Source organism: Bosea sp. NBC_00550, from assembly GCF_026020075.1.
Lineage (GTDB): Bacteria > Pseudomonadota > Alphaproteobacteria > Rhizobiales > Beijerinckiaceae > Allobosea.
Window position 1 is genome coordinate 520,213 of record NZ_CP102772.1, and the last position, 25,226, is coordinate 545,438.

Genomic DNA, 25,226 nt, shown 5'->3' on the forward strand with positions numbered 1-25,226 from the left:
AGGCTCAGGCTGCTGATGCTGTGCATAGTACGGACGATGCCGAAGAGCGTCGGGCTTCGCCTGTCAGCGTCGGAGCGGCAATCTCCGCAACACGCGCACGGGTGGCCAGGAAACGCACTCGACCGTCTCGAATGTCATGCTGAACGGCGCGACCGCTCGTTCGGCGAATTCAAGCGCCAGAGCGCGGCGCTCCGAGGGGATCGACATCGCAAGCGTAAGATGGGGCGTCCATTGCTTCGGTCGATAATGGGGATCGCACAATGTCGAACCGGCTGCTTTGTGCAGCCTGTCATGCATGTCGAGTAGATGCCGATCCGCTCGCGGCGACAGCCAGAGAACAATTGGATCGGTATCGAAAATGCCAATGCGATCGAATGTCAGGGCGAGCCGCTGACCCTCGATAGCTGCGGCGGCTGCGAAAAGCAGGTCCGGAGAAATCTGCTGATATCGGGCGAGCGTGATATGCGGTGGGTATGCCAGCGCCCGGATCGAGGAAGTCGGCTCAAGCCGGGAGGCCTCGTCGACCAGCTCCCAAAATGGCAGCGCGTCGGACGTCGCGCTTATCGTGATGCCGAACATGGCCAGAGCGACTCGAAAAAGTCTCGACGATTATGGCGGTGCCACGTGCCTTGACGAGGCATGGCCGGAACGAGACGTGCAGGAAAACCAGACGCGTCCCGCTCAGACCGCCGCTTTCAGCTTCTTCGCCACGCGCGGCGCAAAATAGGTCAGCACGCCGTCGGCACCGGCACGCTTGAAGGCCATCAGGCTCTCCAGCATCGCCTTTTCGCCGTCGAGCCAGCCATTGTTCGCGGCCGCCATGATCATCGCGTACTCGCCGGAGACCTGGTAGGCGAAGGTCGGCACGCGGAAGTGGTCCTTCACCCGCGCCACCACGTCGAGATAGGGCAGGCCGGGCTTGATCATCACCATGTCGGCGCCCTCTTCGAGGTCGAGCATCACCTCGGCGATCGCCTCGTCGGAGTTGGCCGGGTCCATCTGGTAGGTGCGCTTGTCGCCAATGAGGGTGGCGTTGGTGCCGATCGCATCGCGGAACGGGCCGTAGAAGGCCGAGGCATATTTCGCCGCATAGGCCATGATCTGCACGTCCTCATGGCCGTCGCCATCGAGCGCGGCGCGGATCGCCGCGACACGCCCGTCCATCATGTCGGAGGGCGCGATGACGTCGGCGCCGGCATCGGCGAGCGCCTGTGACTGCTGGACGAGAATATGGACGCTGGCGTCGTTGAGGACGCGCTCGCCATCCATGACGCCGTCATGGCCGTGCGAGGTGTAGGGGTCGAGCGCGGCGTCGCAGATGATGCCGATCTGCGGCACCTCGGCCTTGATGGCGCGCACCGCGCGGCACATCAGGTTGTTGATGTTGAACGCTTCCGAGCCCGTCGGATCGCGCAGCGCCTTGTCGACGAAGGGGAAGGGCGCGATGGCCGGGATGCCGAGCGCGGCGGCCTCGGCGGCCTGCCGCACGGCCTCCTGGATGTTGAGCCGGTCGACGCCGGGCATCCATTCCACCGGCGTGCGGGCGTCGGAGGAATCCATCAGGAAGATCGGCCAGATCAGGTCGTCCGTCGTCAGCACAGATTCCCGCACCAGCCGGCGCGACCATTCGGCCTTGCGGTTGCGGCGCATGCGGCGGGTGAGCCCGAGCGACGGCGCCGCGGGCGCCTCGTCCTGGCGGGAACGGGGAAGGGGGAAAGGCCGCACGACCCGGGATTCCATGAAATCTGCCTCGAGCGATTAAAGGTAGGTGACCCGGCTTTCGTCATGCGGGCGAAGTCGGCGATGTCCTCCATACCACATCGGAATAATTCCAAAACAGGGCGCATGGTCGCAAGGCTTGGTCCAGCGCGACGCAACTCTTGCGGTGTCCGTCGGTGCGACGGGGCCAAGGCGGGCTGCCGTTCCGTCGCGTTGACAAGCCTGCCCCCGCCTTCCAGAACCGCAGCCATCGGAAGCGGGATCGGGCCATGACGCAGGACCAGGAGATCATTTGCGAGATCCGCGGCGCCGCCGGCGTGGTGGTGCTCAACCGGCCGAAGGCGCTGAACGCGCTGAGCCTCGGCATGGTCCGCGAGCTCGCCCGCGCGCTCGATGCTTGGGAAGACGATCCGAAGGTCACCCGCGTCGTCGTCATCAGCACCAGCGAGAAGGCCTTCTCCGCCGGGGGCGACATCCGCTGGCTGCATGATTGCGGCAAGGCCGGCCGCTACGACGAGATGCTCGCCTTCTGGGGCGAGGAATACATCCTCAACCACCGCATCAAGACTTACCCGAAGCCCTATGTCGCGCTGATCGACGGCATCGTCATGGGCGGCGGCGTCGGCATTTCCCTGCATGGCAGCCACCGTATCGCCGGTGACCGCTACCTGTTTGCGATGCCGGAGGTCGGCATCGGCTTCTTCCCCGATGTCGGCGCCACCTATGCGCTGCCGCGACTGGCTGACGGCTTCGGCGGTTTCCTCGCGCTGACGGGGGAGCGGATCGGCGCGGCCGATGCGCTCTCGGTCGGGCTCGCGACCCATGGGGTGCCGAGCGAGCGGATGGCGGAACTGGCCGATGCGCTGACGGGCCGTGGCGCGCTCGACGAGATTCTCGCGGCTTTCGCTATGCAGCGCGGACCCGGCCCCCTGCAGGCGGAGCGGACCGTGATCGCCGATGCCTTCGGGGCAAAGGCCTTGCCGGAGGTGATGGAGCGCCTTGGCAAGTCGGCCACGGATCGCAGCGCCTTCGCCGGCAAGCTATCGCAGACGATCGCCGCGAAATCCCCGACGAGCGTCGCCGTCGCCTTCGAGCAGATGCGGCGCGGCGCCGGGCTCGATTTCGCCGAGGCGATGCGCACGGAGTTTCGCATCGTCTCGCGCATCGCGCGCGGCCATGATTTCTACGAGGGTGTGCGCGCCGTGGTGATCGACAAGGACCAGGCGCCGCGCTGGCAGCCGGCGACGCTCGACGCGGTCAGGCAGGCGGATATCGACGCCTATTTCGCGCCGCTCGGCGCCGACGAACTCAAGCTGGAGGGCTGAGCTTGGGGCTAGGCGGTGACGGCGAGGCCCTGCGCGGGGCGCGGGCTGGCGAGGATGGCGCAAAGCGGCAGGGCCGCTGGCGGCTCCTGCTCGTCTGGTTCCTGCGCCTGCTGTCGGCCTTCTGGCTGGCCAAGGGCCTGACCGCCTGGGCGGTGATCTTCGGCCTGCCCGGCAATCCGCAGCCGCCCTTCGAAAGCCGCCTGCTGAGCTATCAGGCCATCATCGTGTATTTCGCGGTGATCGATCTCGTCGCTGCCGTCGGGCTCTGGCTGACCTCGACCTGGGGCGGCGTGCTCTGGCTGCTGGCCGCGATCAGCCAGATGCTGCTGAGCTTCTTCTTCCCGCGCTTCGTGCCGATGACCGTCTGGCTGATCGCCCTCTATATCGGGCTGATGGCGGTCTACTTCCTGGCGACCTGGGCGGCGGAGAACGAGGCCGAGTAAGTCGGCATGAGCGCGTGAACCGTTCCGTCACTCCGGGCTCATCGCTGCGCTATGCCCCGGAATGACGTCCTGAGGCCGCTCGATTGCGCCGAGTCATGGTAAGAATCGCTTTAGCTTAAGCGTTTCTGGCTTCACCTACGATTCACCCAAAGCGGTAAATCCCTGATTCATCCTGATATTTAAACTCGTTTTCATCCGCGCCAGCTTATGGTCTTTTTCAGAAGCGGACCAGGAGACAAATCCTGGCCGACACACAACAGGCGGGATATACCATGAAAGCGAGCGTCAAGACTTCAGACGTTGCCAAGACTAGCGACGCCGAACTCAACGTGAAGCCTCTTTATCTTGAGTCTCTCACGCTGGTGGAGCGGCTGCATCGCCGCCTTCTCGATGTCATCAAGGATGAGTTCGAGCGCCGCGGTCGTGACGACGTCAACAGCGTGCAGGCTCTGCTGCTCTACAACATCGGCGACGCCGAGCTCTCCGCCAGCGAACTCAGGACGCGCGGCTACTATCTCGGCTCGAACGTCTCCTACAACGTCAAGAAGCTGGTCGAGCTGGGCTATCTCCACCATGCCCGCTCGCGCATCGACCGCCGCTCGGTCCGCATCAGCCTCACAGACAAGGGCACGGAAGTGCACGATATCGTGAAGGGCGTCTACGACAAGCACGTCCGCACGGTCGAGCAGATCGGCGGCATCGCGGCCGATGATTTCGAGCGGATGAACAACGCCCTGCTGCGCCTCGAGCGCTTCTGGACCGACCAGATCCGCTACAAGCTCTGAGAAAACCGCGGCTTTCCGCGGTTCTGAAGATCACCTGCCTGTTGCGCGGTCGGGGCACAGCCTCGGCCGCGCCGGCACGATTCCGGCGAGGCGTTCGCCCCAACTGTGGTTTTGTTGCCATGCATCGGGCAAAACCATGCCATGCCCTAAATTCGCCTCTGTCATCACGCCTCGTTAACCGTGCTAGGACACCGTCGTCGGTCATGAGGTTGTTGCGGCAGTCCGCCGCAAACGTCGCCTTTTTGGCGACGTTTTTATGCGGCCTGCCTGCATGCGTGTAGTCTTGAAGAGGCGCGTAGTCTTGAAGAGGGAAGAGATGTCGCAACTGAGCCTGACCCGCCGCGAAACCGTGCTGGCCCTTCTCTCGGGCGCCGCAACGGCCGCTGCAGCCCCGGCGCTCGCCCAGCAGGCCGAGTGGCGCCAGAGCTACGACGCGGGCATGCGCAATGCCGTGTTGCGCTCCTCGACGCCGATGCTGTCGTCCGAGTCGCTGCAGGCGACCGAGGAGGCGATCACGGCCTACCGCGATCTCGCCGCGCGCGGCGGCTGGCCGCAGGTTCAGCTTCCCGATCGCATGAGCGTCGGTGCCAAGGGGCCGGGCGTGGTCGCCCTGCGCCGCCGCCTGATCGTCACCGGCGACCTCGATGCCGCTGCCGGCGACAGCCCGATCTATGATTCCTACGTCGAGGCCGGTGTCCGCCGCTTCCAGTCCCGCGTCGGGCTTTCGACCACCGGTACGATCAACCGCGCGACGGTGGTTGCGCTCAACGTGCCGATCGACCGCCGCATCCGCCAGCTCGAGACCAATGTCGTCCGGCTGCGCAGCTGGTCCGGCAATCTCGGCGGCCGCTATGTCGTCGCCAACATCCCCGCCGCGATGGTGGAGACGGTCGAGAACGGCCATGTCGCGACACGCCACGCCGCCGGCGTCGGCAAGATCGACCGCCAGTCGCCGCTGCTGCAGACCAAGATTCCGGAAATCAATTTCAACCCGACCTGGACGGTTCCCGCCTCGATCATCCGCAAGGATCTGATCCCGAAGATGCGCAAGGAGCCGAGCTACCTCACCGAGAACAAGATCCGCATCATCTCGCCCAATGGCGGCGAGATTTCGCCCGCCAGCGTGAACTGGAATTCGGACGAAGCGACGCGCTACACCTTCCGGCAGGACCCGGGCGGCGACTTCAACTCGCTCGGCTTCGTACGCATCAACATCCCGAGCCCGCACGGCGTCTACATGCATGACACGCCGTCGAAGGGCATCTTCGGCGACGATTACCGCTTCGTCTCCTCGGGCTGCATGCGCGTGCAGAACGTGCGTGACTACGTCGCCTGGCTGCTGAAGAACACGGCCGGCTGGGATCGCGCCAGGATCGACGAGACCATCCAGTCCGGCCAGCGCGTCAATGCGCGTATTTCCGACCCCGTGTCCTGCTACTGGGTCTATGTCACCGCCTGGGCGACCGCCGATGGCGGCGTGCAGTTCCGCGACGACATCTACAACAAGGACGGCCTCGGCCCCGCGCCGGTCGCAGCCCTGCAGGGCGATCAGGATATCTGAGGCTTCGGCTTTCGCTGCTTCTGGAAAAACCCGCCGGTCTCCGGCGGGTTTTTTGTTGGCGCGGGATATCCGATCCTGACGTCGCGAATATCGCGGCAGGAAACGAGATCGCAGCTTGGATTTTTATGGTGATCTCACCAATCACTAGGGCGCTAGCCCTTCTTGCCCATTGATTTCACGCCCGCTGCCAGCCCCGCCGCGATCGCCATCGCAGCCAGAAGCAGAGCGGTGTTCCAGAACAACCCCCGATAGCCATGTGCGGCGATCAGCGGCGTGCTGATCAGCGGAGAGCAGAACTGGCCGATGAAGATCGAGGCGGTCAGGATGCCGCCGGCCAGCCCTCGCGAGGAGGGCGGTGCGAGGTTCAGCGCGATGGCGATAAAGCTCGGCGACACCAGCGCGTAGCCGGCGCCGATCAGCAATGCCGCCGTAAACAACGCCGGAGCCGCCGCTGCGAAGGGCAACAGCGCGAAGCCGATCGCCATCGCGGCATAACCCAGCGTGAAGATGCCGGGATAATCGATCGCCCGCTGGATTCGCCGATAGAGCAGCGCGAAGCAGCCGCCGGAGATCATGAGCATGCCCAGAACCATGCCGGTCATGACCGCACTCTCATAACCCTGCATCTCCAGGAAGAACGAGATCTGGGTGGGCATCAGGAAGAAGATCATGTTCGTCGCAGCCTGGAGCAGCACCAGCAGGGCGAGCAGGGCGCGCCAGGACGGATGTCCATCGTGGCCATTCATCGGTCTGCCGCCAATCACCGGCGCGCTGCGGGGCGGATCGGTGATGACCAGCCACATCAAGGGCAGGAAGATCGCGGCGAGTCCGTAGATGGCGAAGGGCAGGCGAGGGGATATCGACGCCACCCAGCCCGCCAGCGAGATGAAGATGAGCCCGCCGAAGTTCCGGGCGGAGATCTGCAAACCCGTCAGCGCGTTGCGATCATCCCCGCTGAAATAGTCGCCGATGAGCGCGGTCTGTGCGGTCATGATGAAGGCGACCGCGACGCCGAGGACGAGGCGGCTTGCGAAGATCGACGGCAGGTCCGGCAGGACGAGGCCGGCGCATCCGGCGATGACGAACAGGATGACGCCGGCCAGAAGCATCGCGCGCCGTCCGAATCGGTCCGCCACGATCCCGGCGAAGGGCGCGCAGAGCGCGACGCTGAGCGAGGGCGCCGGCACCAGCAGACGCGTCAGCATCGCCGCGTTCGGGTCGCCGGCGAACAGGCGCTCCAGTCCAGGCAGCGCCGGGCTGATCGTCGCATTGGCCATGGTGGTGAGCGAGGCCGCCATCAGCAAGGCGATGGCGCGCGGGTCTTGCCAGATCGGATTTTCTTTCGCTGTGACAACGCTTTCCATGATTTTTCCTCTTGCCGAAATCAACTGTCCGGCAGAGCCTACGAATTCAAGTCGACTTGAGGTCAAGCATGCTGTTGCTGGATATCGGTGAGGTCGCGGAACGCTCCGGCGTGCCGGCCTCGGCCTTGCGCTATTACGAGGAGATCGGCCTGATCCGCTCGGAGGGGCGGCGCGGGTTGCGGCGGCAGTACGATCCCGATGTGCTGCTCAGGCTGTCGTTGATCGGCCTCGGCAAGACCGCGGCCTTCTCGCTCGAGGAGATCGCCGCGATGTTCGGGGCGGACGGGCAGCCGAACATCCCGCGCGAGCAGCTGCGGGCCCGGGCCAACGAATTGCAACGGCAGATGGTCGGCCTTAGGACGTTGCGCGACGCTCTGCGCCATGTTGCCGACTGCCGCGCGCCGACTCACCTGGAATGCCCGACTTTCCGGGCGCTGTTGAAGACGGCCTCGCGCAGACCGCTCGTCTATCACCCGTCCCGACCGGATACGGAGAAGAAACTGCTGCCGAAGCGGCGAAAGCCGGTAGGTCGATGATGGCGACGGTGGCGTTGCCTGGTCGTGTCCATCTATCGCTTGGACAGCCTCACGGCACATGATAGGGAGCCCGCGACGGAGCCGGGCGCCCACCGGCCGTTGAACTTCAGGAGCCGGACATGACCGAAGCCGCGCTGGACAAGCACCTCTCGAACTCGTTTTTCGGGGCCTCGCTGGCCGATGCCGATCCCGAGATCGCTCGTTCCATCGAGCTGGAGCTCGGTCGTCAGCGCGACGAGATCGAGCTGATCGCCTCGGAGAACATCGTCTCCCGCGCCGTGCTCGAGGCGCAGGGCTCGGTGATGACCAATAAATACGCCGAGGGCTATCCGGGCCGGCGCTATTATGGCGGCTGCCAGTTCGTCGACATCGCCGAGAAGCTCGCCATCGAGCGCGCCTGCCGGCTGTTCGGCTGCAGCTTCGCCAACGTCCAGCCGAATTCGGGCTCCCAGGCCAACCAGGGCGTCTTCATGGCGCTGATGCAGCCGGGCGACACCTTCATGGGCCTCGATCTCGCCGCCGGCGGGCACCTGACCCATGGCGCACCGGTCAACCAGTCCGGCAAGTGGTTCAACGTCGTCTCCTACGGCGTCTGCGTCGTCGACCAGATCATCGACTATGACGCGATGGAGCGGCTCGCGGTCGAGCATAAGCCGAAGGTGATCGTCGCTGGCGGCTCCGCCTATGCCCGGCACTGGGACTTCGCCCGCTTCCGCGAGATCGCCGACAAGGTCGGCGCCTACTTCATGGTCGATATCGCGCATTTCGCCGGGCTCGTCGCGGGCGGCGCGCATCCCTCGCCGTTCCCGCACGCCCATGTCGTCACCACCACGACGCACAAGACCCTGCGCGGCCCGCGCGGCGGCATGATCCTGACCAATGACGAGGCGCTGGCCAAGAAGATCAACTCGGCGATCTTCCCCGGCATCCAGGGCGGCCCGCTGATGCATGTCATCGCCGCCAAGGCGGTCTCGTTCCTCGAGGCGCTGCAGCCCGAGTTCAAGACCTACGCCCATGCCGTCGTCGCCAACGCCAAGGCCCTGGCCGAGACGCTGAAGTCGAAGGGATTCGACCTCGTCACCGGCGGCACCGACAACCACCTGATGCTGGTCGACCTGCGCTCCAAGAAGCTGACCGGCAAGGCGGCGGAAGCGGCGCTCGGCCGCGCGCATATCACCTGCAACAAGAACGGCATCCCCTTCGATCCGGAGAAGCCGATGACGACCTCGGGCATTCGGCTTGGCACCCCGGCTGCGACCTCGCGCGGTTTCGGCATCGCCGAGTTCAAGCAGGTTGGCGAGCTGATCGCCGAGGTGCTGGACGGGCTCAGCCAGAACGGCGAGGAGGGCAATGCCGCCGTCGAGCAGGCCGTCACCGCCAAGGTCAAGGCGCTGACCGCGCGCTTCCCGATCTATTGACGTCGTTTCGAAGGGGCTCTGAGAAAGGTTAGCGGCTGGATGCGCTGTCCCTATTGCGGCTCCCTCGACACGCAGGTGAAGGACTCCCGTCCCACCGACGACCACGCGTCGATCCGCCGCCGCCGGGTCTGCCCCGATTGCGGCGGCCGCTTCACCACCTTCGAGCGCGTGCAGCTGCGCGAGCTCACTGTCGTGAAGCGCTCGGGCCGGCGCGCCCCCTTCGACCGCGACAAGCTGGAGACCTCGATTGCGCACGCGCTGCGCAAGCGCCCGGTCGCGCCGGAACGCATCGAGCGCATGGTCAATGGCATCGTGCGCCAGCTCGAAAGCTCCGGTGAGGCCGAGATCCAGAGCTCGGCCATCGGCGAGCTGGTGATGGAGGGGCTGAAAGGCCTCGACGACGTCGCCTATGTCCGCTTCGCCTCGGTCTACAAGAACTTCCGCGAGGCCAAGGACTTCGAGGAACTGCTCGGCCAGCTCGGCACCATCGAGGAGGAGGGCGTCTCCGCCCCGCCGCCCCGCGCCGATGACTGATCCCAAGGCGTTTTCGAGCGAAGCGGGGCCCGCTTCGCATCGGGAAAATGCGCCAGAACAAAGATCTGCGATCGACCGCGCCTTCATGCGCCAGGCACTCGCCTATGGCGCGCGTGGCCTCGGCACGACCGCGACGAACCCCTCAGTCGGCGCCATCATCACGCGCGACACGCCGGATGGCCCCGTGGTCGTCGCGCGGGGCCATACCCAGCCCGGAGGCCGCCCCCATGGCGAGGCGCATGCCTTCTCGCGGGCGCGCGCGGCCTCGATGGGCGGCACGCTCTACGTCACGCTCGAACCCTGCTCGCATCGCTCGGTGCGCGGCGGTATCCCTTGTGTCGAGCACACCATCCTCTCCGGCGTGAAGCGCGTGGTCTCGGCGATGGCCGACCCGAACCCCTTCATCGCCGGGCTCGGCCATGCCCTCCTGCGCACGGCCGGTATCGAGGTCACGGTCGGCGTGCTGGAGGAGGAGGCGCGGCAGGCGCATCGCGGCTATCTCACGCGCATCACGCAGGGACGGCCGATGGTGACCTTCAAGATCGCCCGGACCGCCGACGGCTATGCCGGCGGGGCGGGGGGAGTTCCGCTTGCCGTATCGAGCCCGGTCGCAGGCGGCTGGGTTCATCTCCAGCGCGCGCATCACGATGTCATCATGCTCGGCATCGGCTCGGTTCTCGCGGACGACCCGCAGCTCACCGTCCGCCTGCCCGGCATGATCAGGCGATCGCCGATCCGCGTCATCCTGGACACGCATCTGCGCCTGCCGTTGACCTCGAAGCTCGTCCGCACGGCCCATGAGGTCCCCGTCTGGGTGATCGCGGCCGAGACTGCGCCGGTCGAGCCGGAGCAGGCGCTTGTCGCGGCCGGCGTCGAGGTCATGCGGGTTTCGATGGCCCCCGACGGCCATCTCGACCTGGGCGAGGCCCTGACGCTGCTCGGCACGCGCGGCATCAACCGCGTCTTCTCCGAAGGCGGGCCGCGTATCGGCGAGAAGCTCGCGCTCGCAGGGCTGGCGGATGAGGTCATCGTCTCGACGTCCCCGAAAACGCTGGGGCAGCCCGGCATCGTTGCAGTGCGTCCGGGGCTTGCCGCTCGGCTTGCCGACCCCGATCTATACGGCCTTGTCGAGACCGGCATGATCGGTCAGGACCGTTTCGAGCATTTCACGAGGAGAGGCTGATGTTCACCGGCATCGTCACCGCCATCGGCGAGGTCGTGGAGGCCGAGCGCAAGGGCCCCAGCCTCAAGCGCCTCGCCATATCCTGCCCCTATGAGGCGGAAGGCATCGCTATCGGCGCCTCGATCGCCTGCGCCGGCGTCTGCCTCACCGTCACCGCGCTTCGGCCCCGCACGGATGGCCAGCCCGGCTGCATCTTTCAGGTGGAAGCCGCGGCCGAGACGCTGGCGAAGACGCTGGTCGGCGAGTGGGAGCCCGGCACGCTGGTCAATCTCGAGCGCTCGCTCAAGGTGGGTGACGAGCTCGGCGGCCACATGGTCGTCGGCCATGTCGACGGTCCCGGCCGCATCCTGAAGATCGACGCGATCGAGCCCGATCCGGACGAGCCCTGGGGCGCGACCGCCCGCTTCCATATCCGCGCCCCGCAGGGGCTGAAGCGTTTCATCGCGACGAAGGGCTCGATCTGCCTCGACGGCACCTCGCTGACCATCAACACGGTCGAGGACGATGTCTTCACCGTCCTGCTGATTCCGCACTCCTTCGCGGTCACCACCTGGGGGCAGCGCAAGGAGGGTGACTCCGTTCATGTCGAGGTCGATCTGATGGCACGGTATGCCGCGCGGCTTGCGGAGGCGCGCCCGCAAGGGTAACCAGCCCGATCACATTCCAAGAAGGATAGAAGAAATGGCCGGACCCCGGCAGACATCGGCCGACAAGGCCGCAACTCCTGCCGTCGAGATCGACGGCGCGCGCGTCCTCGTGGTCGAGGCGCGCTTCTACGACAAGCTCGCGGACGAGCTCCTTGCCGGCACGACGGCGGTGCTGGAAGAAGCCGGCTGCCGCGTCGACGTCGTCACCGTGCCCGGCGCGCTGGAAATCCCCTCGGCGATCGTCATCGGCCTGCGCGCCGCCGACGAGGCCGTCGATCCCTATGAGGCGGTCGTCGCGCTCGGCACCGTCATCCGCGGCGAGACCGGCCATTACGACATCGTCGCCGGCGAGAGCTCGCGCGCGCTGATGGATCTCTCGGTCGCCTTCGCGCTGCCGCTCGGCAACGGCATCCTCACCGTCGAGAACGAGGCGCAGGCCTGGGCTCGCGCCAACCGCTCCGAGATGGACAAGGGCGGCGGCGCGGCGGAAGCGGCGCTCGCCGTGCTGCGCTACAAGCGCTCCCTGGCGGAGCCGTCGCAATGAGCCGGGCCGAGATGCGGCGCGGGGCGCGGCTCTCGGTCGTGCAGGCGCTTTACGAGATGGAAGTCGGCGGCCGTGGCGTCGTCGAGGCGATGGCCGAGTTCGAGGCCTTCTGGATCGGCAAGGAGGTCGAGGAGATCGAGCTGCCGAAGGCCGAGCTCGCCTTCTTCCGTGATATTCTCGGCGGCGTCGTGCGCGAGCAGCGCCTGGTCGACCGCACCGTCGACGATCTCTTGGCCAACAACTGGCCGCTGAAGCGGGTCGAGGCCGTGGTCCGCGCGATCCTGCGTGCCGGGGCCTATGAGCTCGCCTTCCGCAAGGACGTGCCCGGCCGCGCCGTGATCTCCGAATATGTCGCGGTTGCGCGCGCCTTCTATGAGGGCGAGGAGATCGGCATGGTCAACGCGGTGCTCGACAAGATGGCGCGGGACTTCCGCGCCGACGAGTTCGACGCGCCGGCGGCGTAGTTTAATACCTCAACCGTCATCCCGGGCGACCGAAGGGAGACCCGGGATCCATGCCGGAGCGCTTTCGGATCGGGTTCAGGCATGGATCCCGGATCGACGCGGCTATGCCGCTTGTCCGGGATGACCTTGGAACAGTTGCGGAGTTTAGCTGACCCATGGCCGATAACCAGCGCCCCGGCGAATTCGAGCTGATCGGCCGTTATTTCGCGCCGATCGCTGGGCCGGGCGGCTTGGGCCTTCTTGACGACGCCGGCCTGCTGCGGCCGGGCCGGGGCTACGAGGTCGTCGTCACCGCCGACGCACTCGTCGCAGGCGTGCATTTCTTCCCGGACGATCCGCCCGATGCGATCGGCTGGAAGGCGCTGGCGGTCAATCTCTCCGATCTGGCCGCCAAGGGCGCGAAGCCCGAAGGCTTCGTCCTGACGCTCGCCTTGCCGCGTGGCTGGACCGAATCCTGGCTCGCCAGCTTCGCGGCGGGCCTCGCCCGTATGGCCGAAAGCGGCGGCTGCCCGCTGGTCGGCGGCGACACCGTCTCGACCTCCGGGCCGCTCTCCCTGTCGATCACCGCCTTCGGCACGGTTCCGGCCGGGCGCATGGTTCGGCGTGCCGGCGCGAAGCCCGGCGATATCGTGCTCGTCTCCGGCAGCATCGGCGACGGCGCGCTCGGCCTGAAGGTGCATGGCCCAGACAAGCCGGGCTGGGTCGCGAGGCTCGGTGCCGATGAACGGGCGTTCCTGGCCGATCGTTATCTGCATCCGCAGCCGCGGTTCATTCTCGCCGACGCCCTTCAACGCCATGCCTCGGCGGCGATGGACGTCTCGGACGGCCTCGTCGGAGACCTTGCCAAGCTGCTTGCCGCTTCGGGAACAGGCGCCGAAATCGATCTCGACGCCGTCCCGCTGTCTGGTTCGGCCCGCGCCGCGCTCATGGCCGATCCCGCGCTGGCGGAACTGGCCTGGACCGGTGGAGACGACTACGAAATTCTCTGCACGGCTTCGGAAGGGGAATATTCTGCCCTGATCGCAGCCGCGGCGGAGACGATGGTTCCGCTGGTGCCGATCGGCCGGATCACGGCAGAGGCCGGCGTGGTGACATATCGGGAGAAAGGTCAACCGCGCAGCTTTGCGCAGGGCTCCTTCTCTCACTTCTGACGGCGGCGCATCGCGGGCCGCGAGGCGGCGTTGTGATGAACCAGCATGTTCCGGTCCTCGATGGCGACAGGCTCGCGAAGCGCAACGCGCTGGTGCTGGCCGGCGCGCAGGCGCTCGGCGGCGCCAACCCGGCGATCATCGTCTCGCTCGGCGGCATCGTCGGCGCGCAGCTCGTGGCGGACAAGGCCTTCGCGACGGTGCCGGTCAGCCTGCTGCAGCTCGGCATCGCGACCGGGGTCATTCCGGCCGCGATGGTCATGCGCCGGCTCGGCCGGCGCAGCGGCTATCTGATCGGCGCGCTCATAGGCGCCGCCGGTGCGAGCCTTGCGGCCGGCGGCGTCGCGCTCCAGCTGTTCTGGCTGTTCTGCTTGGGCACCTTCGTCTGCGGCCTCTACGGCTCCTTCGTCCAGAGCTACCGTTTCGCCGCGGCGGACACGGCGAGCGACGGTTTCAAGCCCCGCGCCATTTCCTGGGTGATGATCGGCGGCCTCGCCGCGGGCATCATCGGCCCCCAATCTGTGTACTGGACACGCGATCTCACGCCCTCGGCTCCCTTCGCCGCGAGCTTCCTCGCGCAAGGGCTGCTGGCGCTGCTGGCGATCGGGATCGTTTCCCAGCTACGCGCTCCGCCGGTCGCGACCGCGCGTTCCGGTGGCGGCCGCCCGCTCGGCGAGATCATGCGCCAGCCGAAGTTCATCGCCTCGGTGATTGCTTCCCTGGTCGCCTATGGCCTGATGAGCTTCGTCATGACGGCGGCGCCGATGGCGATGGTGGCCTGCGGCCATTCGGTCGGGGATGCCGCCCTCGGCATCCAGTGGCACGTGCTCGCGATGTTCGGGCCGAGCTTCTTCACCGGCCGCCTGATCGCCCGCTTCGGCAAGGGCACGATCACCTCGATCGGCCTGGTGCTCACGGCGCTTGCTGCCGTCGTCGGCCTCACCGGCCTCAGCGTGGGGCACTTCTGGCTGGCACTGATCCTGCTTGGCCTCGGCTGGAATTTCGGGTTCATCGGCGCGACCGCGCTGGTGACGGATTGCTATCGGCCGGAAGAGCGGGTGAAAGTGCAGGCGGCGAACGACTTCCTCGTCTTCGGCTCGGTTGCCATCGCCTCCTTCTCGGCCGGGGGGCTGCTCAGCCATGGTGGCTGGGACAGCGTCAACTGGCTCGTCTTCCCGCCTGTCGCCATCGCTCTCGCGATGGTTGCCTGGCAGCGCCTCCAGCGCCCGGCGGCCGCCTGAGCGCTGCGGCGCTTCGTCCATCCTTGGAGACATCCGAATGACCAACCGCGCATTCCCGCCCGCGACCGGCCGCGTGCCGCCCGGCGCGATCGGCCATAATCGCGGCGTCGTGCGCTCCAACTACGCCTTCATGCCCCCTGAAGGCGTGCTGATCAGCCGCCTGCCGCAATACCGGGACACGATCGTGCGCGTTCTCGCCGCGCCTGTCCTCGGCGCCTTCTTTGCCCAGTATGTGCTCGAGATCGCGCCGGGTGGCGGCACGCCGGCCGCCTTCAGCGAGGAAGGCGTCCAGCATTTCTTCTACGTTCTGTCCGGTGAAGTGAGCTTCGCAATCGAGGGTGCCGCGCCCCAAGGGATGGCCGCGGGTGGCTTCGCCTATCTCCCGCCGGCGACGCCCTTCACGCTGCGCAACGAATCGGCCGGGCCCGCTCGCGTCCTCGCCCTGCGCAAGCGCTACGAGGCGGCGCCTGGTCTCGCCATCCCCGAGCCGATCCTGTCGCATCAGGACGCGGTGCCGATGACGAATCACACCGGCATGGAAGGGCGCGCCTTCCAGTTCCTGCTGCCCTATGGCGACATGCGGTTCGACTTCGAAATGAACCTGATGTGGTTCAAGCCCGGCGTCTGCTTTCCTGCCGTCGAGACCCATGTGATGGAGCACGGTCTTTATATGCTGGAAGGGCAGGGGCTCTATTTGCTCGGCGAGGACTGGCACGAGATCTGGGCGCAGGATTTCATCTGGATGGGTGGGTATTGCCCGCAACAATTCTATCCGACCGGCCAAGTCGACGCCTGTTATCTGCTCTACAAGAACGTCAATCGCGACTTCGCGCTCTGAGCTTTCGCGGGTCTGCCTGACATTCGACCAAATTTGTAAGCCGAGGCGTTTGCGCTCCTCGCCGAAACTTGCCACAAATTCGCCTGACACTGGCGACGCGGAGCGGGCCTTGAGTCTTTAGGGCCCGTTTTTTCGCTGCCTGACGTCCAACGCTGCAAAGAGGAGCGACAGCGCTCCCGACGGCTCGGAAGCTCAAGGTCAGGAAAACGAATGTCAGCTCTGCTTCTCATCATCATATTGAGTGCGCTTTCCATAGCCTACGGCGTCTGGGCCTATGGCGATGTGATGAAGCGCGATGCCGGCAACCAGCGCATGCAGGAGATTTCCGGCGCGGTCGCCGAAGGCGCGCAGGCCTATCTCAAGCGTCAGTACATGACCATTTCGATGGTCGGCGTCGTGCTCTTCGTCGTACTCGCCTGGCTGCTCGGCAAATGGGTGGCGATCGGCTTCCTGATCGGCGCGGTACTTTCGGGCATGGCGGGCTTCATCGGCATGAACGTCTCGGTGCGCGCCAACGTCCGTACCGCCCAGGCGGCGATGCAGTCGCTGGGTGAGGGCCTCGACGTCGCCTTCAAGGCCGGCGCCGTCACCGGCATGCTCGTCGCCGGCCTCGCGCTGCTCGGCGTCGCCGTCTACTACGGCATCCTGACCTCCTATCTCGGCTTCGAGGCCTCCAGCCGCACGGTCATCGATTCGCTGGTGGCGCTCGGCTTCGGTGCCTCGCTGATCTCGATCTTCGCCCGTCTCGGCGGCGGCATCTTCACCAAGGGCGCCGACGTTGGCGCCGACCTCGTCGGCAAGGTCGAGGCCGGCATCCCCGAGGACGACCCGCGCAACCCGGCGACCATCGCCGACAATGTCGGCGACAATGTCGGCGACTGCGCCGGCATGGCCGCCGATCTGTTCGAGACCTATGCGGTGACGCTGGTCGCGACCATGGTGCTCGCCGCGATCTTCTTCGCCGGCCAGCCGGTGCTGGGCACGATGATGCTCTATCCGATGGCGATCGGCGCGGCCTGCATCGTCACCTCGATCATCGGCACCTTCTTCGTGAAGCTCGGCGCCAACCAGTCGATCATGGGCGCGCTCTACAAGGGCTTCATCGCCGCTGGCGTGCTTTCGGTCGGGGCGATCGCGGCGGTGAACTACGCCATGTTCGGCGGCTTCTCGGCGTCCTTCACCACGGGGCAGGGCATCACCTTCACCTCGGGCGGCCTCTTCGGCTGCGCGCTGGTCGGCCTCGCGGTGACGCTGCTGATCGTCGTCATCACCGAATACTACACCGGCACCGGCAAGCGCCCGGTGGTCTCGATCGCCCAGGCCTCGGTCACCGGCCACGGCACCAACGTCATCCAGGGCCTCGCGGTCTCGCTGGAATCGACTGCGCTGCCGACCATCGTGATCATCGCCGGTATCATCGTGTCCTATGGTCTCGCCGGCCTGTTCGGCATCGCCATCGCGACGACCGCGATGCTGGCGCTGGCGGGCGTGGTCGTGGCGCTCGACGCCTTCGGTCCCGTCACCGACAATGCCGGCGGCATCGCCGAGATGGCGGGCCTGCCCAAGGAAGTCCGCCACTCCACCGATGCGCTCGACGCGGTCGGCAACACCACCAAGGCGATCACCAAGGGCTATGCGATCGGCTCCGCCGGCCTCGGAGCGCTCGTGCTCTTCGCGGCCTATACCTCGGACCTCAACTTCTTCATCGCCGAGGCCAACAAGGCGGGCTCGACCACCTTCCAGTACTTCAAGGGCGTGGTCGTCGATTTCTCGCTGTCGAACCCCTACGTCGTCGTCGGCCTGCTGCTCGGCGGCCTCATCCCCTTCCTCTTCGCCGGCATGGGCATGACCGCGGTCGGCCGCGCCGCCGGTTCGGTGGTGGAGGAGGTCCGGCGCCAGTTCAAGGAGAAGCCCGGCATCATGGCGGGCACGGACCGGCCCGATTACGGCCGTGCCGTCGACATGCTGACCCGCGCCGCGATCAAGGAAATGATCGTGCCGTCCCTGCTGCCGGTGCTGGCGCCGATCGTGACCTATTTCGTGATCTACGCGATCGCCGGCAAGAACAACGCCTTCGCCTCGGTCGGCGCCATGCTGATGGGCGTCATCGTCACCGGCATCTTCGTGGCGATCTCGATGACCTCGGGCGGCGGCGCCTGGGACAATGCTAAGAAGAGCTTCGAGGACGGCTTCGTCGACAAGGACGGCGTGCGCCACATGAAGGGCTCGGAGGCGCATAAGGCCTCGGTCACCGGCGACACCGTCGGCGACCCCTACAAGGACACGGCGGGGCCCGCCGTGAACCCGGCGATCAAGATCACCAACATCATCGCACTGCTGCTGCTGGCGATCCTGGCGCATTCCTGAGCACAAGCATCTTCGCAAAAATCCAACCCGCGGCGAAGGCCGCGGGTTTTTCTTTTTGGCCAATGGTTTAGATGCCGCAATTGACTCAGCTTCGCAGGCTCTTGAATCAGGCTGCGAAGCTACGGCCGGAACCGTAGCGTTCCCGCATGCATCGACGCGTCGCTGCTGTCATGTTTCGCCAACCCAAGGAGAAACATATGTCGATGCAAGCGCTGGATGCCCCGGCCGCAACGCCGAACCGTGCCACCGAACTCGCCCTGCTGCTGGCGCTCGCCACGCTCTGGGGCGGCTCCTACACCTTCATCAAGATTGGTGTGGAGACCATTCCGCCGCTGACCCTGATCGCAGCCCGCACCCTGATCGCCGGTTTGATCCTGCTCGCCGTCATGCGCTGGCGCGGCCTGCGCTTGCCGCGCGATCCCGTCATCTGGCGGCGCTTCCTGACGCAGGCCTGCCTCAACAGCGTCGTGCCCTTCACGCTGATCGCCTGGGCCGAGCGCAGCGTCGATGCGGGCCTCGCCTCGATCCTCAACGGCACCACGCCGGTCTTCGTCTTCCTGATCTCGCTGATGTTGATGCCGGGGCAGCGCCCGGACTGGCGCAAGGGGCTCGGAGTCGGTGCCGGCATCGCCGGCGTCAGCCTGATCGTCGGCGTCGACGCCTTTTCCGGCCTTGGCCATGCCGTACTGCCGCAACTCGCCATCATCGCGGCGACGGTCGCCTATGCCTGCGCCGCCCTGTTCGGACGCAACTTCTCCGGCATGGATCCCTTGCTGCCCGCCGCAGGCTCGATGCTGGCCGGCACGGCCTTGCTCATTCCGGCGGCGCTGATCGTGGACCGGCCCTGGACCCTCGCTCCGTCGCAGGAATCGGTCATGGCGCTGATCGCCCTGTCCGTCTTCTCGACGGCGCTCGCCTTCGCCATCTATTTCCGCCTGATCCGCACGCTCGGCTCGGTCGGGACGACGGCCGTGTCCTATGTCCGCGTGCCGATCGGCGTCGTCATCGGCCTCGTCTTCCTGGGCGAGACTCTAAGCTCCACCGCCTGGGTCGGCCTCGGCTTCGTGGTTGTCGGCGTCATGGCGATGACGCTACCGGAGCGGCGCCCGGCCGTGGAGCGTTGAAGCCGAGGCGGGCTGATCGGGGCGGGCCGGGGGAGTCGCGGTACCGGTCTGCCTGGGCCGGCATCTGGGCCGAATTTCGCGGCTCCGACCGGTATTGGAGACCCACGTAAACGACTGTGCCGCCTGCCTTTGGTGAACGTTTTGATTAACCGTGGACTAAAACTGCGATTGCGGGAGGCCGAGGGCGAGATCATTCTGAATGCTGCAGCGCGAGCATTTGGAGCGGAAGCGATCATGTCCCTGGCAACCATGGCCCCGGTTCGCGTTGAGGCGACCTCGCAGGCCGTTGGGCCTGCACCCGCCTCCACCGCCGAGTACTTTCGCAGCGTCTCGCCGAACTGGCACTCGGAATGGGCCTGGGACAATTACGAGCCCACCATCCTCGGCATGGCCAGCCAGTTCGGCCTGCGCCGCATCTGCGAGATCGGTGGGGGGCGCGATCCCCTGTTCACGCAGGCGCAGGCGGCCGATGCCGGGATCGAGTTCATCGTGAACGATATCGATGCCGGCGAACTCGCATTGACGCCGCCCGGCCTGAAGACCGCGCACTTCGACATCGCCGGCGACCTCACGGAGCCGGATGCGGTGCGCGGGAGCTACGACATGATGGTGTCCCGCATGGTCTTCGAGCATATCGACGGTGTCGAGCAGGCCTGGCGCAACATCCATGCCCTGCTGGCGCCCGGCGGCGTGGCGCTGGCCTTCTTTCCGACGTTGTGGGCGCCCGTCTTCGCGCTGAACCATATCCTGCCCGAGAACGCCTCGCGGGCGATCGTCCATGCGCTCTTTCCGGCGCGGCGCGACGGCGGCGGCGATCCGAAGTTTCCGGCGCTGTATGACTGGTGCCGTGGTAGCCCGGCACTGCTGACGCCGATGCTGAACCGAGCGGGCTTCGGCGACGTGCATGTCCAGCGCTTCTGGGGTCATGGCTATTTCGACCGCATGCCGGGCCTGAAGCAGCTCGACCATGCCTTCAATGCGCTCGCCGCGCGGATCGGCTGGAATCTGGTGACGACCTACCCCTATGTCGTCGTCCGCAAGGACCGTGCCTGAGGCGCTGTCACGCGCGACCTGCCGACCACTGAGCCAAGCGCAGTTGTCCACCGTCTCCGCTCGGTCGATACTTGCCAGCTGACCCTACGTCACGCCACCATCAGGCATTGCCGCGTTGATGGGAGTCGTGATGCGTGCTCTGTCGCGTAGTTCGGACGTTCCGCTTTCCAACCATGGCGCCGTGCTGTTGCGCGCCCTTGTCGTGGTTGTCGTCGCCATGGCGATCATAATTCCGCTGGCTGGCTGAAGCCGCTTGCCCGTATGAAAAAGCGGCGGGAGAGCCTGCCGCCTTCCTCAGACCCGCGCCAGCCAGTCGCTCAGCAAGCCGAGATCTGCCTGGCCGAGGCCATGCCCGGCCGGCAGCACGCGATGCTCCACCAGCGCGCCGCTATCCTCGAGCTGGCAGGCGAGCCCTTCGGCATTGGCAGCCGGCACGATCGGATCGAGCGCACCCGAGAGAACCAGCACGGGCTTGCCGTTGAGCTGACTGCGCGGCGCATCCGAAAACGGCATCATCGCGCGTAGCAGGGCCGCTCCGGCCAGAACCTCCGGGCGCTGAAGCAGCATCGCCGCGGCGATGTTGGCGCCGTTAGAGAAGCCGAGCGCGACCGGGGCGGGGAGGCCGTAGCGCTCCCGCGCCTGAAGGACAAAATCGGCCAGTTCATCCGTGCGGCGGCGCAAATCGGCCTCGTCGAAGACGCCTTCGGCCAATCGGCGGAAGAAGCGCGGCGCAGCGCCTTCCAGAACCTTGCCGCGCGGCGAGAGCAGGCTCGCGCCCGGGGCGACGGTGCGGCCGAGCGACAGCAGGTCGCGCTCGTCGCCTCCGGTGCCGTGCAGCAGCAGGAGCGGCTTGCGGGCCGGATCGCTGCCCGGCTCGAAGACGTGGATGAAGTCAGTGTCGGTCTTCGTGTCGATCATGGTCATCTCCCTTGACGAAAGCGGAGCCGACCTGTCCCCAAGATGGCAGGCAGGTCGGTTTGCCGGCCGGTCTTCACCGGTCCGCATGAGAGTCCTGCCGCCCGCCGGCTCATGGCCAGGCGGCAGGACGTGTTCAGCCGAGTTCGGGCAGCACCGCCTCGATCTGCTTGCGGTGCGCCTCCAGGCCGGGCGGCAGCTTCAGCGCCCGCCCGAGTTCGGCAGCCGGCTCATCGACCGCGAAGCCGGGGACATCGGTCGCGATCTCGAACAGGACATGGCCCGGCTCGCGGAAGTAGACCGAACGGAAGTAGTTCCGGTCGCGCTGCTCCGTGGTGTGGATGCCATGGTTCTCAGAGAGGCGGCGGACCATCTCCTCCTGCGCGGCGTCGTCGGCCGCCCGGAAGGCGATGTGGTGCACGGAGCCCGCGCCCTGCCGGGCCGGCAGGAAGCCGCCGGCGACGCGCAGGTCGATCACCCCGCCGACCGTCGTGCCCTGTGCGGCATAGCGGATCAGCGTCTCCTCGCGGCCGACCTCGGCGAAGCCGAAGACGTCGCTCAGGATCGCAGCCGTCGGTGCCGCATCGGCCAGCAGCAGGCTGACGCTGTGGAAGCCGCGCAGCGCATGCTCCGCCGGGATGCCGCCTTCAGCCCAGGCCGGCTCCTTCTCGACGCCGGGCAGGCCGACGAGGGCGAGCCTCATGCCGTCCGGATCGCGGAAGCTCAGCACGCTCTCGCCGAAGCGCTTGATCGGCGCCTCATGCGGCACGCCCTGTTCGACGAAGCGATGGGCCCAGTAGCCGATGGAGCCTTCGGGAACCCGGAAGACCGTCTCCTGCGTCTCGCCGACGCCGAGCCGGCCGGGAGCGGCATGCTCCCACGGGAAGAAGGTCAGGATCGAACCCGGAGCCGCATCGGCATCGCCGAAATAGAGGTGATAGGTGCCGGGATCGTCGAAGTTCACCGTCTTCTTGACGAGGCGCAGGCCGAGCACGCGGCTGTAGAAGTCGAGGTTGCGGCGCGCAGGGCCGGAAATGGCGGTGACGTGGTGAAGGCCGTTGATCTGCATGATGCTTGTCCTCCGAACATGTGGGGCGTCTGCCCTGTTGGCCGAAAGATTGGCCCGGAACCGCAAAAGCGCCAGAGGGAGTTGATTGCAATTATGCAATATATGATGCTTCGATTTACAATTTGATTTGCGCAACGATCGGCCCAAAATCCTGACCCGAGACCAACCGGTCCTTTTCAGGAGACACCACCATGATCGACAATCGCCTTGCCCCTTATGGCGCCCTCGGCCTGCGCGTCGCGCTCGGCCTGATGTTCATCGCACATGCCTATCTGAAGCTCGTGATCTTCACCCCCGCCGGCTTTGCCGGCTTCCTCGGGCAGGTCGGCCTGCCGGCGTTCCTGGCCTGGCCGATCATGCTGGCCGAGCTTCTCGGCGGCTTCGCGATCCTCCTCGGCTTCTATGGCCGCTATGTCTCGCTGGCGCTGGTGCCGATCCTGCTGGGCGCCCTGGCAGTCCATGCTCCCAATGGCTGGGTCTTCAACGCCCCGAACGGCGGCTGGGAATATCCCGCCTTCCTGGCGCTCACTGCCTTCGCCCACGCGCTGATCGGCGATGGCGCGCTGGCGCTGAAGTCCGGCCGCAGCGAATGGCAGGGCAAGCCGGCCATTGCCTGAGCGAGCGGCACTTGCTGGAACGGAAGCCTTGGCCAAGAGTGACCGGATGATTCAATCCGCGAAGCCCTTGGCCTGGGACGATTTCCGCCTGATCAAGGCCATCGCCGACAAGCGAGCGCTGCCGGCAGCCGCGGCAGCGCTCGGCGTCAACCACTCCACCGTCTTCCGCCGCCTCGGCCAGATCGAGGAGGCGCTCGGCGTCAGGCTCTTCGAGCGCCACCGCAGTGGCTATGTCGCGACGCCGGCCGGCGAGGAGATGATCCAGCTCGCAGCCCGCGTCGACGACGACATCACTGCTTTCGCCCGTAAGCTCGCCGGCCAGGAGATCAAACCTGCCGGCGAGTTGCGCGTTGCGACCAACGACTCGCTGCTGGTCGACCTGCTGACGCCGCTCTTCGCCCGGTTTCTCGGGCAATGCCCGGACATCCGGCTGGACATGCTGATCGGCAACCAGGCGGCAAACCTTTCCAAGCGCGATGCCGACGTCGCGATCCGCGCCACCGACAACCCGCCGGAAACGCTGATCGGCCGCAAGCCGGCCCGCATCGCCTGGGCGCTCTATGGCCGCGCCGCCGATTTTCCCGATGCCGAGTCGCCGACGACGGAAAGCCTGTGGGAGCGCAGCTGGATCTCGCTGGGCGACCAGTTCACCATGCTGAGCGCCGTCCGCTACCTCGCCCGCCACGTCGCGCCCGAGCGCGTCGTCTACAAGCTCAACACCGTGCTTGGTCTTGCCGAAGCGGTCGAGGCCGGCATCGGCATCGGCTTCCTGCCCTGCTTCATCGGCGATACCCGCCCAGGGTTGACGCGGCTGGCACCGCCCGATCCGGATCTCTCCGCCGATCTCTGGCTGCTGACCCATCCCGACCTGCGGCATACTCCGCGGGTTCGGCTGTTCCTCGATTTTCTCGCCGTCGAGGTCGCGAAGCTGCGGCCGCTGATCGAGGGCGAACGTCCGATCGGACGCAGCTTACAGCCCGCTATCGCCTTGGCGGAGGAGGGCGCCTGAAGAGCGCCTCTCGACGTCCGCCGAGGCTTGTTGCTGGCCTGGCGTCGGCAGGTTGCTTTCAGTCCGATGGTGATTGCCGGGGCGCTGACGCGCGGGCTACGATCGCGCCATGGAGATCGTGGTCCCTCTCATCATCGGCTTGAGCCTGATCTGGTTGATCGGCCGTGGCGTGCCCTGGAACGCGAAAGTGATGACGATCGCTGTCACGCTCGTCATCATCGTGCTGATCGTTCTGCTGGAGCGCGGGGGGTACTGGCCTGAAGCGTGGCGGCGAAGCTGACCCGCTTCGCTACAGCTCGCATTCACCCGTCAGGGCGAGACCAGCTTGAGCCCGACGATACCGGCGACGATCAGGCCGATGAAGGCCAGCCGCAAGGCGTTTGCCGGCTCGCCTAGCAGGGCGATGCCGAGGATCGCCGTTCCGATCGTTCCGATTCCGGTCCAGACCGCATAGGCGGTGCCGACGGGCAGCGATTTCAGCGCGAGACCCAGGAGTCCGAGGCTCACCACCATGCTGACAGCGGTGAACAGCGTCGGCATGAGCCGGGTGAAGCCATCGGTGTATTTCAGGCCGATGGCCCAGCCGACCTCAAACAGGCCCGCGACAAAGAGATAGAGCCAGGCCATCGCGGCGCTCCTTGATGATGCGGCGCAGTCGTCCACGCGCGATATGGGAAGTTCCGAGGTCGCCCTCGGTTTGGAAGCTATGTTGCGCGCCGATAACATCAACCGGCTGAATCTGGCGCGCGTGCAAGTTGTGCACAGTTGGCTCGCATACACATCTTGCCGCCTCACCGAGCCCCAAACTAGCTATGTCGTTGGGTAAGGGGTGGGGCTAACATGCTGAAAATTCGAGTTCTTATCGCGGTCGCCGTTTCGGCCGCACTGGGCGGTTGCGCGACACGCGCGGGACGACGAGCCAGGTGACGATCACCAGCGAGCCGGCGGGAGCGGAGGCGCGGTCATCGCTGGGGCACGCCTGCACGGCGACCCCCTGCACCTGGGAGGTGAGCCGGAAATCCGAGTTCGTCGTCAACTTCTCGAAGGAGGGTTATGCCGATCTGCAGGTGCCGGTTTCCACGCGCATCGCCGGGGCGGGCGCAGCCGGCTTCGCCGGCAATGTCATCGTCGGCGGCCTGATCGGCATGGGCGTCGATGCCGCGACCGGCTCGACGCTCGAACACTATCCGAATCCGGTGCTCGCGAACCTGGTCCAGCACAGGAAGGCCGGTGCCGCGGCGCATCGCCGGCAAAGGCCTGCTGCACGCCGCGACCCCGTGGGTCGTCCCAGGATCGAGGAAGAAGCGCCGCCGCAGAGCTGA

The 25,226-nt window shown here is 66.4% G+C and carries 27 protein-coding genes; 21 read left to right on the plus strand and 6 right to left on the minus strand.

The genetic code is table 11. The features are described 5' to 3' along the window. Positions 1 to 63 precede the first annotated feature (63 nt). Complete coding sequence (locus NWE53_RS02475) at positions 64 to 579, minus strand: 2'-5' RNA ligase family protein (RefSeq protein ID WP_265052810.1); 516 nt, start codon at positions 577 to 579, stop codon at positions 64 to 66. 102 nt (positions 580 to 681) lie between these two features. Continuing rightward, entirely contained in the window at positions 682 to 1,740 is a 1,059-nt protein-coding gene (gene hemB / locus NWE53_RS02480) for a porphobilinogen synthase (protein WP_265052811.1), read from the minus strand. A gap of 248 nt (positions 1,741 to 1,988) precedes the next feature. Between hemB and NWE53_RS02485 the strand changes: the two genes are divergently transcribed. The 4 genes from NWE53_RS02485 (at position 1,989) to NWE53_RS02500 (ending at position 5,833) form a co-directional block, all read left to right on the plus strand. Next, positions 1,989 to 3,044, plus strand: coding sequence for an enoyl-CoA hydratase/isomerase family protein (locus NWE53_RS02485; RefSeq protein WP_265052812.1), 1,056 nt, complete (start codon positions 1,989 to 1,991; stop codon positions 3,042 to 3,044). A 2-nt stretch (positions 3,045 to 3,046) separates the two neighbouring features. Further along, positions 3,047 to 3,487 (plus strand): DUF6163 family protein, encoded by a 441-nt coding sequence (locus NWE53_RS02490; protein ID WP_265052813.1) that lies wholly within the window; start codon positions 3,047 to 3,049, stop codon positions 3,485 to 3,487. 272 nt (positions 3,488 to 3,759) lie between these two features. Further along, positions 3,760 to 4,272, plus strand: coding sequence for a transcriptional regulator LdtR (gene ldtR / locus NWE53_RS02495; protein ID WP_265052814.1), 513 nt, complete (start codon positions 3,760 to 3,762; stop codon positions 4,270 to 4,272). Between the two features lie 316 nt (positions 4,273 to 4,588). Next, complete coding sequence (locus tag NWE53_RS02500; RefSeq protein WP_265052815.1) at positions 4,589 to 5,833, plus strand: L,D-transpeptidase family protein; 1,245 nt, start codon at positions 4,589 to 4,591, stop codon at positions 5,831 to 5,833. Positions 5,834 to 5,985: 152 nt separating this feature from the next. Here the strand turns inward: NWE53_RS02500 and NWE53_RS02505 are convergent, their stop codons facing one another. After that, positions 5,986 to 7,197 carry an MFS transporter gene (locus NWE53_RS02505; RefSeq protein WP_265052816.1) on the minus strand — a complete coding sequence of 404 codons (1,212 nt, stop codon included), beginning with the start codon at positions 7,195 to 7,197 and terminating at the stop codon, positions 5,986 to 5,988. Positions 7,198 to 7,265: 68 nt separating this feature from the next. Here NWE53_RS02505 and NWE53_RS02510 point away from each other — a divergent pair, with 68 nt between their 5' ends. The 13 genes from NWE53_RS02510 (at position 7,266) to NWE53_RS02570 (ending at position 20,294) form a co-directional block, all read left to right on the plus strand. Continuing rightward, positions 7,266 to 7,733: a helix-turn-helix domain-containing protein gene (locus NWE53_RS02510; protein WP_265052817.1), complete on the plus strand. Its 468-nt coding sequence runs from the start codon at positions 7,266 to 7,268 to the stop codon at positions 7,731 to 7,733. A gap of 119 nt (positions 7,734 to 7,852) precedes the next feature. Next, a complete protein-coding gene (gene glyA / locus NWE53_RS02515) occupies positions 7,853 to 9,151 on the plus strand; it encodes a serine hydroxymethyltransferase (protein ID WP_265052818.1) in 1,299 nt (432 codons plus the stop codon). 39 nt (positions 9,152 to 9,190) lie between these two features. Then, on the plus strand, positions 9,191 to 9,685 hold the full coding sequence (gene nrdR / locus NWE53_RS02520; RefSeq protein ID WP_265052819.1) for a transcriptional regulator NrdR: 495 nt from the start codon (positions 9,191 to 9,193) through the stop codon (positions 9,683 to 9,685). A gap of 85 nt (positions 9,686 to 9,770) precedes the next feature. After that, a complete protein-coding gene (gene ribD / locus NWE53_RS02525) occupies positions 9,771 to 10,868 on the plus strand; it encodes a bifunctional diaminohydroxyphosphoribosylaminopyrimidine deaminase/5-amino-6-(5-phosphoribosylamino)uracil reductase RibD (RefSeq protein ID WP_265052820.1) in 1,098 nt (365 codons plus the stop codon). Next, the gene (locus NWE53_RS02530) at positions 10,868 to 11,515 is read left to right on the plus strand and encodes a riboflavin synthase (protein WP_265052821.1); all 648 of its coding nucleotides are present in this window, start codon (positions 10,868 to 10,870) and stop codon (positions 11,513 to 11,515) included. The genes ribD and NWE53_RS02530 overlap by 1 nt, the downstream gene beginning before the upstream one ends. Positions 11,516 to 11,549: 34 nt before the next feature. Further along, a complete protein-coding gene (gene ribH, locus NWE53_RS02535; protein ID WP_265052822.1) occupies positions 11,550 to 12,059 on the plus strand; it encodes a 6,7-dimethyl-8-ribityllumazine synthase in 510 nt (169 codons plus the stop codon). Beyond that, the gene (gene nusB, locus NWE53_RS02540) at positions 12,056 to 12,523 is read left to right on the plus strand and encodes a transcription antitermination factor NusB (RefSeq protein WP_265052823.1); all 468 of its coding nucleotides are present in this window, start codon (positions 12,056 to 12,058) and stop codon (positions 12,521 to 12,523) included. The genes ribH and nusB overlap by 4 nt, the downstream gene beginning before the upstream one ends. A 155-nt stretch (positions 12,524 to 12,678) precedes the next feature. After that, entirely contained in the window at positions 12,679 to 13,674 is a 996-nt protein-coding gene (gene thiL / locus NWE53_RS02545; RefSeq protein WP_265052824.1) for a thiamine-phosphate kinase, read from the plus strand. Between the two features lie 35 nt (positions 13,675 to 13,709). Further along, on the plus strand, positions 13,710 to 14,912 hold the full coding sequence (locus NWE53_RS02550; protein ID WP_265052825.1) for an MFS transporter: 1,203 nt from the start codon (positions 13,710 to 13,712) through the stop codon (positions 14,910 to 14,912). A gap of 37 nt (positions 14,913 to 14,949) precedes the next feature. Next, complete coding sequence (gene allE / locus NWE53_RS02555) at positions 14,950 to 15,750, plus strand: (S)-ureidoglycine aminohydrolase (RefSeq protein WP_265052826.1); 801 nt, start codon at positions 14,950 to 14,952, stop codon at positions 15,748 to 15,750. A gap of 210 nt (positions 15,751 to 15,960) precedes the next feature. Continuing rightward, entirely contained in the window at positions 15,961 to 18,117 is a 2,157-nt protein-coding gene (locus tag NWE53_RS02560) for a sodium-translocating pyrophosphatase (protein WP_265052827.1), read from the plus strand. 197 nt (positions 18,118 to 18,314) lie between these two features. Then, the gene (locus NWE53_RS02565) at positions 18,315 to 19,241 is read left to right on the plus strand and encodes a DMT family transporter (protein ID WP_265052828.1); all 927 of its coding nucleotides are present in this window, start codon (positions 18,315 to 18,317) and stop codon (positions 19,239 to 19,241) included. 234 nt (positions 19,242 to 19,475) lie between these two features. Beyond that, the gene (locus tag NWE53_RS02570; protein WP_265052829.1) at positions 19,476 to 20,294 is read left to right on the plus strand and encodes a class I SAM-dependent methyltransferase; all 819 of its coding nucleotides are present in this window, start codon (positions 19,476 to 19,478) and stop codon (positions 20,292 to 20,294) included. A 294-nt stretch (positions 20,295 to 20,588) separates the two neighbouring features. Here NWE53_RS02570 and NWE53_RS02575 read toward each other — a convergent pair whose 3' ends face one another. Together NWE53_RS02575 and NWE53_RS02580 are read right to left on the minus strand one after the other, a co-directional pair. Then, positions 20,589 to 21,212 (minus strand): alpha/beta hydrolase, encoded by a 624-nt coding sequence (locus tag NWE53_RS02575; protein WP_265052830.1) that lies wholly within the window; start codon positions 21,210 to 21,212, stop codon positions 20,589 to 20,591. Between the two features lie 133 nt (positions 21,213 to 21,345). Beyond that, complete coding sequence (locus NWE53_RS02580) at positions 21,346 to 22,278, minus strand: ring-cleaving dioxygenase (protein ID WP_265052831.1); 933 nt, start codon at positions 22,276 to 22,278, stop codon at positions 21,346 to 21,348. A gap of 191 nt (positions 22,279 to 22,469) precedes the next feature. On the opposite strand from NWE53_RS02580, the gene NWE53_RS02585 reads away from it, so the two are divergent. The 3 genes from NWE53_RS02585 (at position 22,470) to NWE53_RS02595 (ending at position 24,184) form a co-directional block, all read left to right on the plus strand. Continuing rightward, positions 22,470 to 22,895 carry a DoxX family protein gene (locus NWE53_RS02585; protein ID WP_265052832.1) on the plus strand — a complete coding sequence of 142 codons (426 nt, stop codon included), beginning with the start codon at positions 22,470 to 22,472 and terminating at the stop codon, positions 22,893 to 22,895. A gap of 46 nt (positions 22,896 to 22,941) precedes the next feature. Beyond that, on the plus strand, positions 22,942 to 23,904 hold the full coding sequence (locus NWE53_RS02590) for a LysR family transcriptional regulator (RefSeq protein WP_265052833.1): 963 nt from the start codon (positions 22,942 to 22,944) through the stop codon (positions 23,902 to 23,904). A 109-nt stretch (positions 23,905 to 24,013) separates the two neighbouring features. Continuing rightward, on the plus strand, positions 24,014 to 24,184 hold the full coding sequence (locus NWE53_RS02595; protein ID WP_265052834.1) for a hypothetical protein: 171 nt from the start codon (positions 24,014 to 24,016) through the stop codon (positions 24,182 to 24,184). A 29-nt stretch (positions 24,185 to 24,213) separates the two neighbouring features. Here the strand turns inward: NWE53_RS02595 and sugE are convergent, their stop codons facing one another. Beyond that, positions 24,214 to 24,531 carry a quaternary ammonium compound efflux SMR transporter SugE gene (gene sugE, locus NWE53_RS02600; RefSeq protein WP_265052835.1) on the minus strand — a complete coding sequence of 106 codons (318 nt, stop codon included), beginning with the start codon at positions 24,529 to 24,531 and terminating at the stop codon, positions 24,214 to 24,216. A gap of 296 nt (positions 24,532 to 24,827) precedes the next feature. On the opposite strand from sugE, the gene NWE53_RS02605 reads away from it, so the two are divergent. Continuing rightward, positions 24,828 to 25,226: a translation initiation factor 2 gene (locus NWE53_RS02605; RefSeq protein ID WP_265052836.1), complete on the plus strand. Its 399-nt coding sequence runs from the start codon at positions 24,828 to 24,830 to the stop codon at positions 25,224 to 25,226.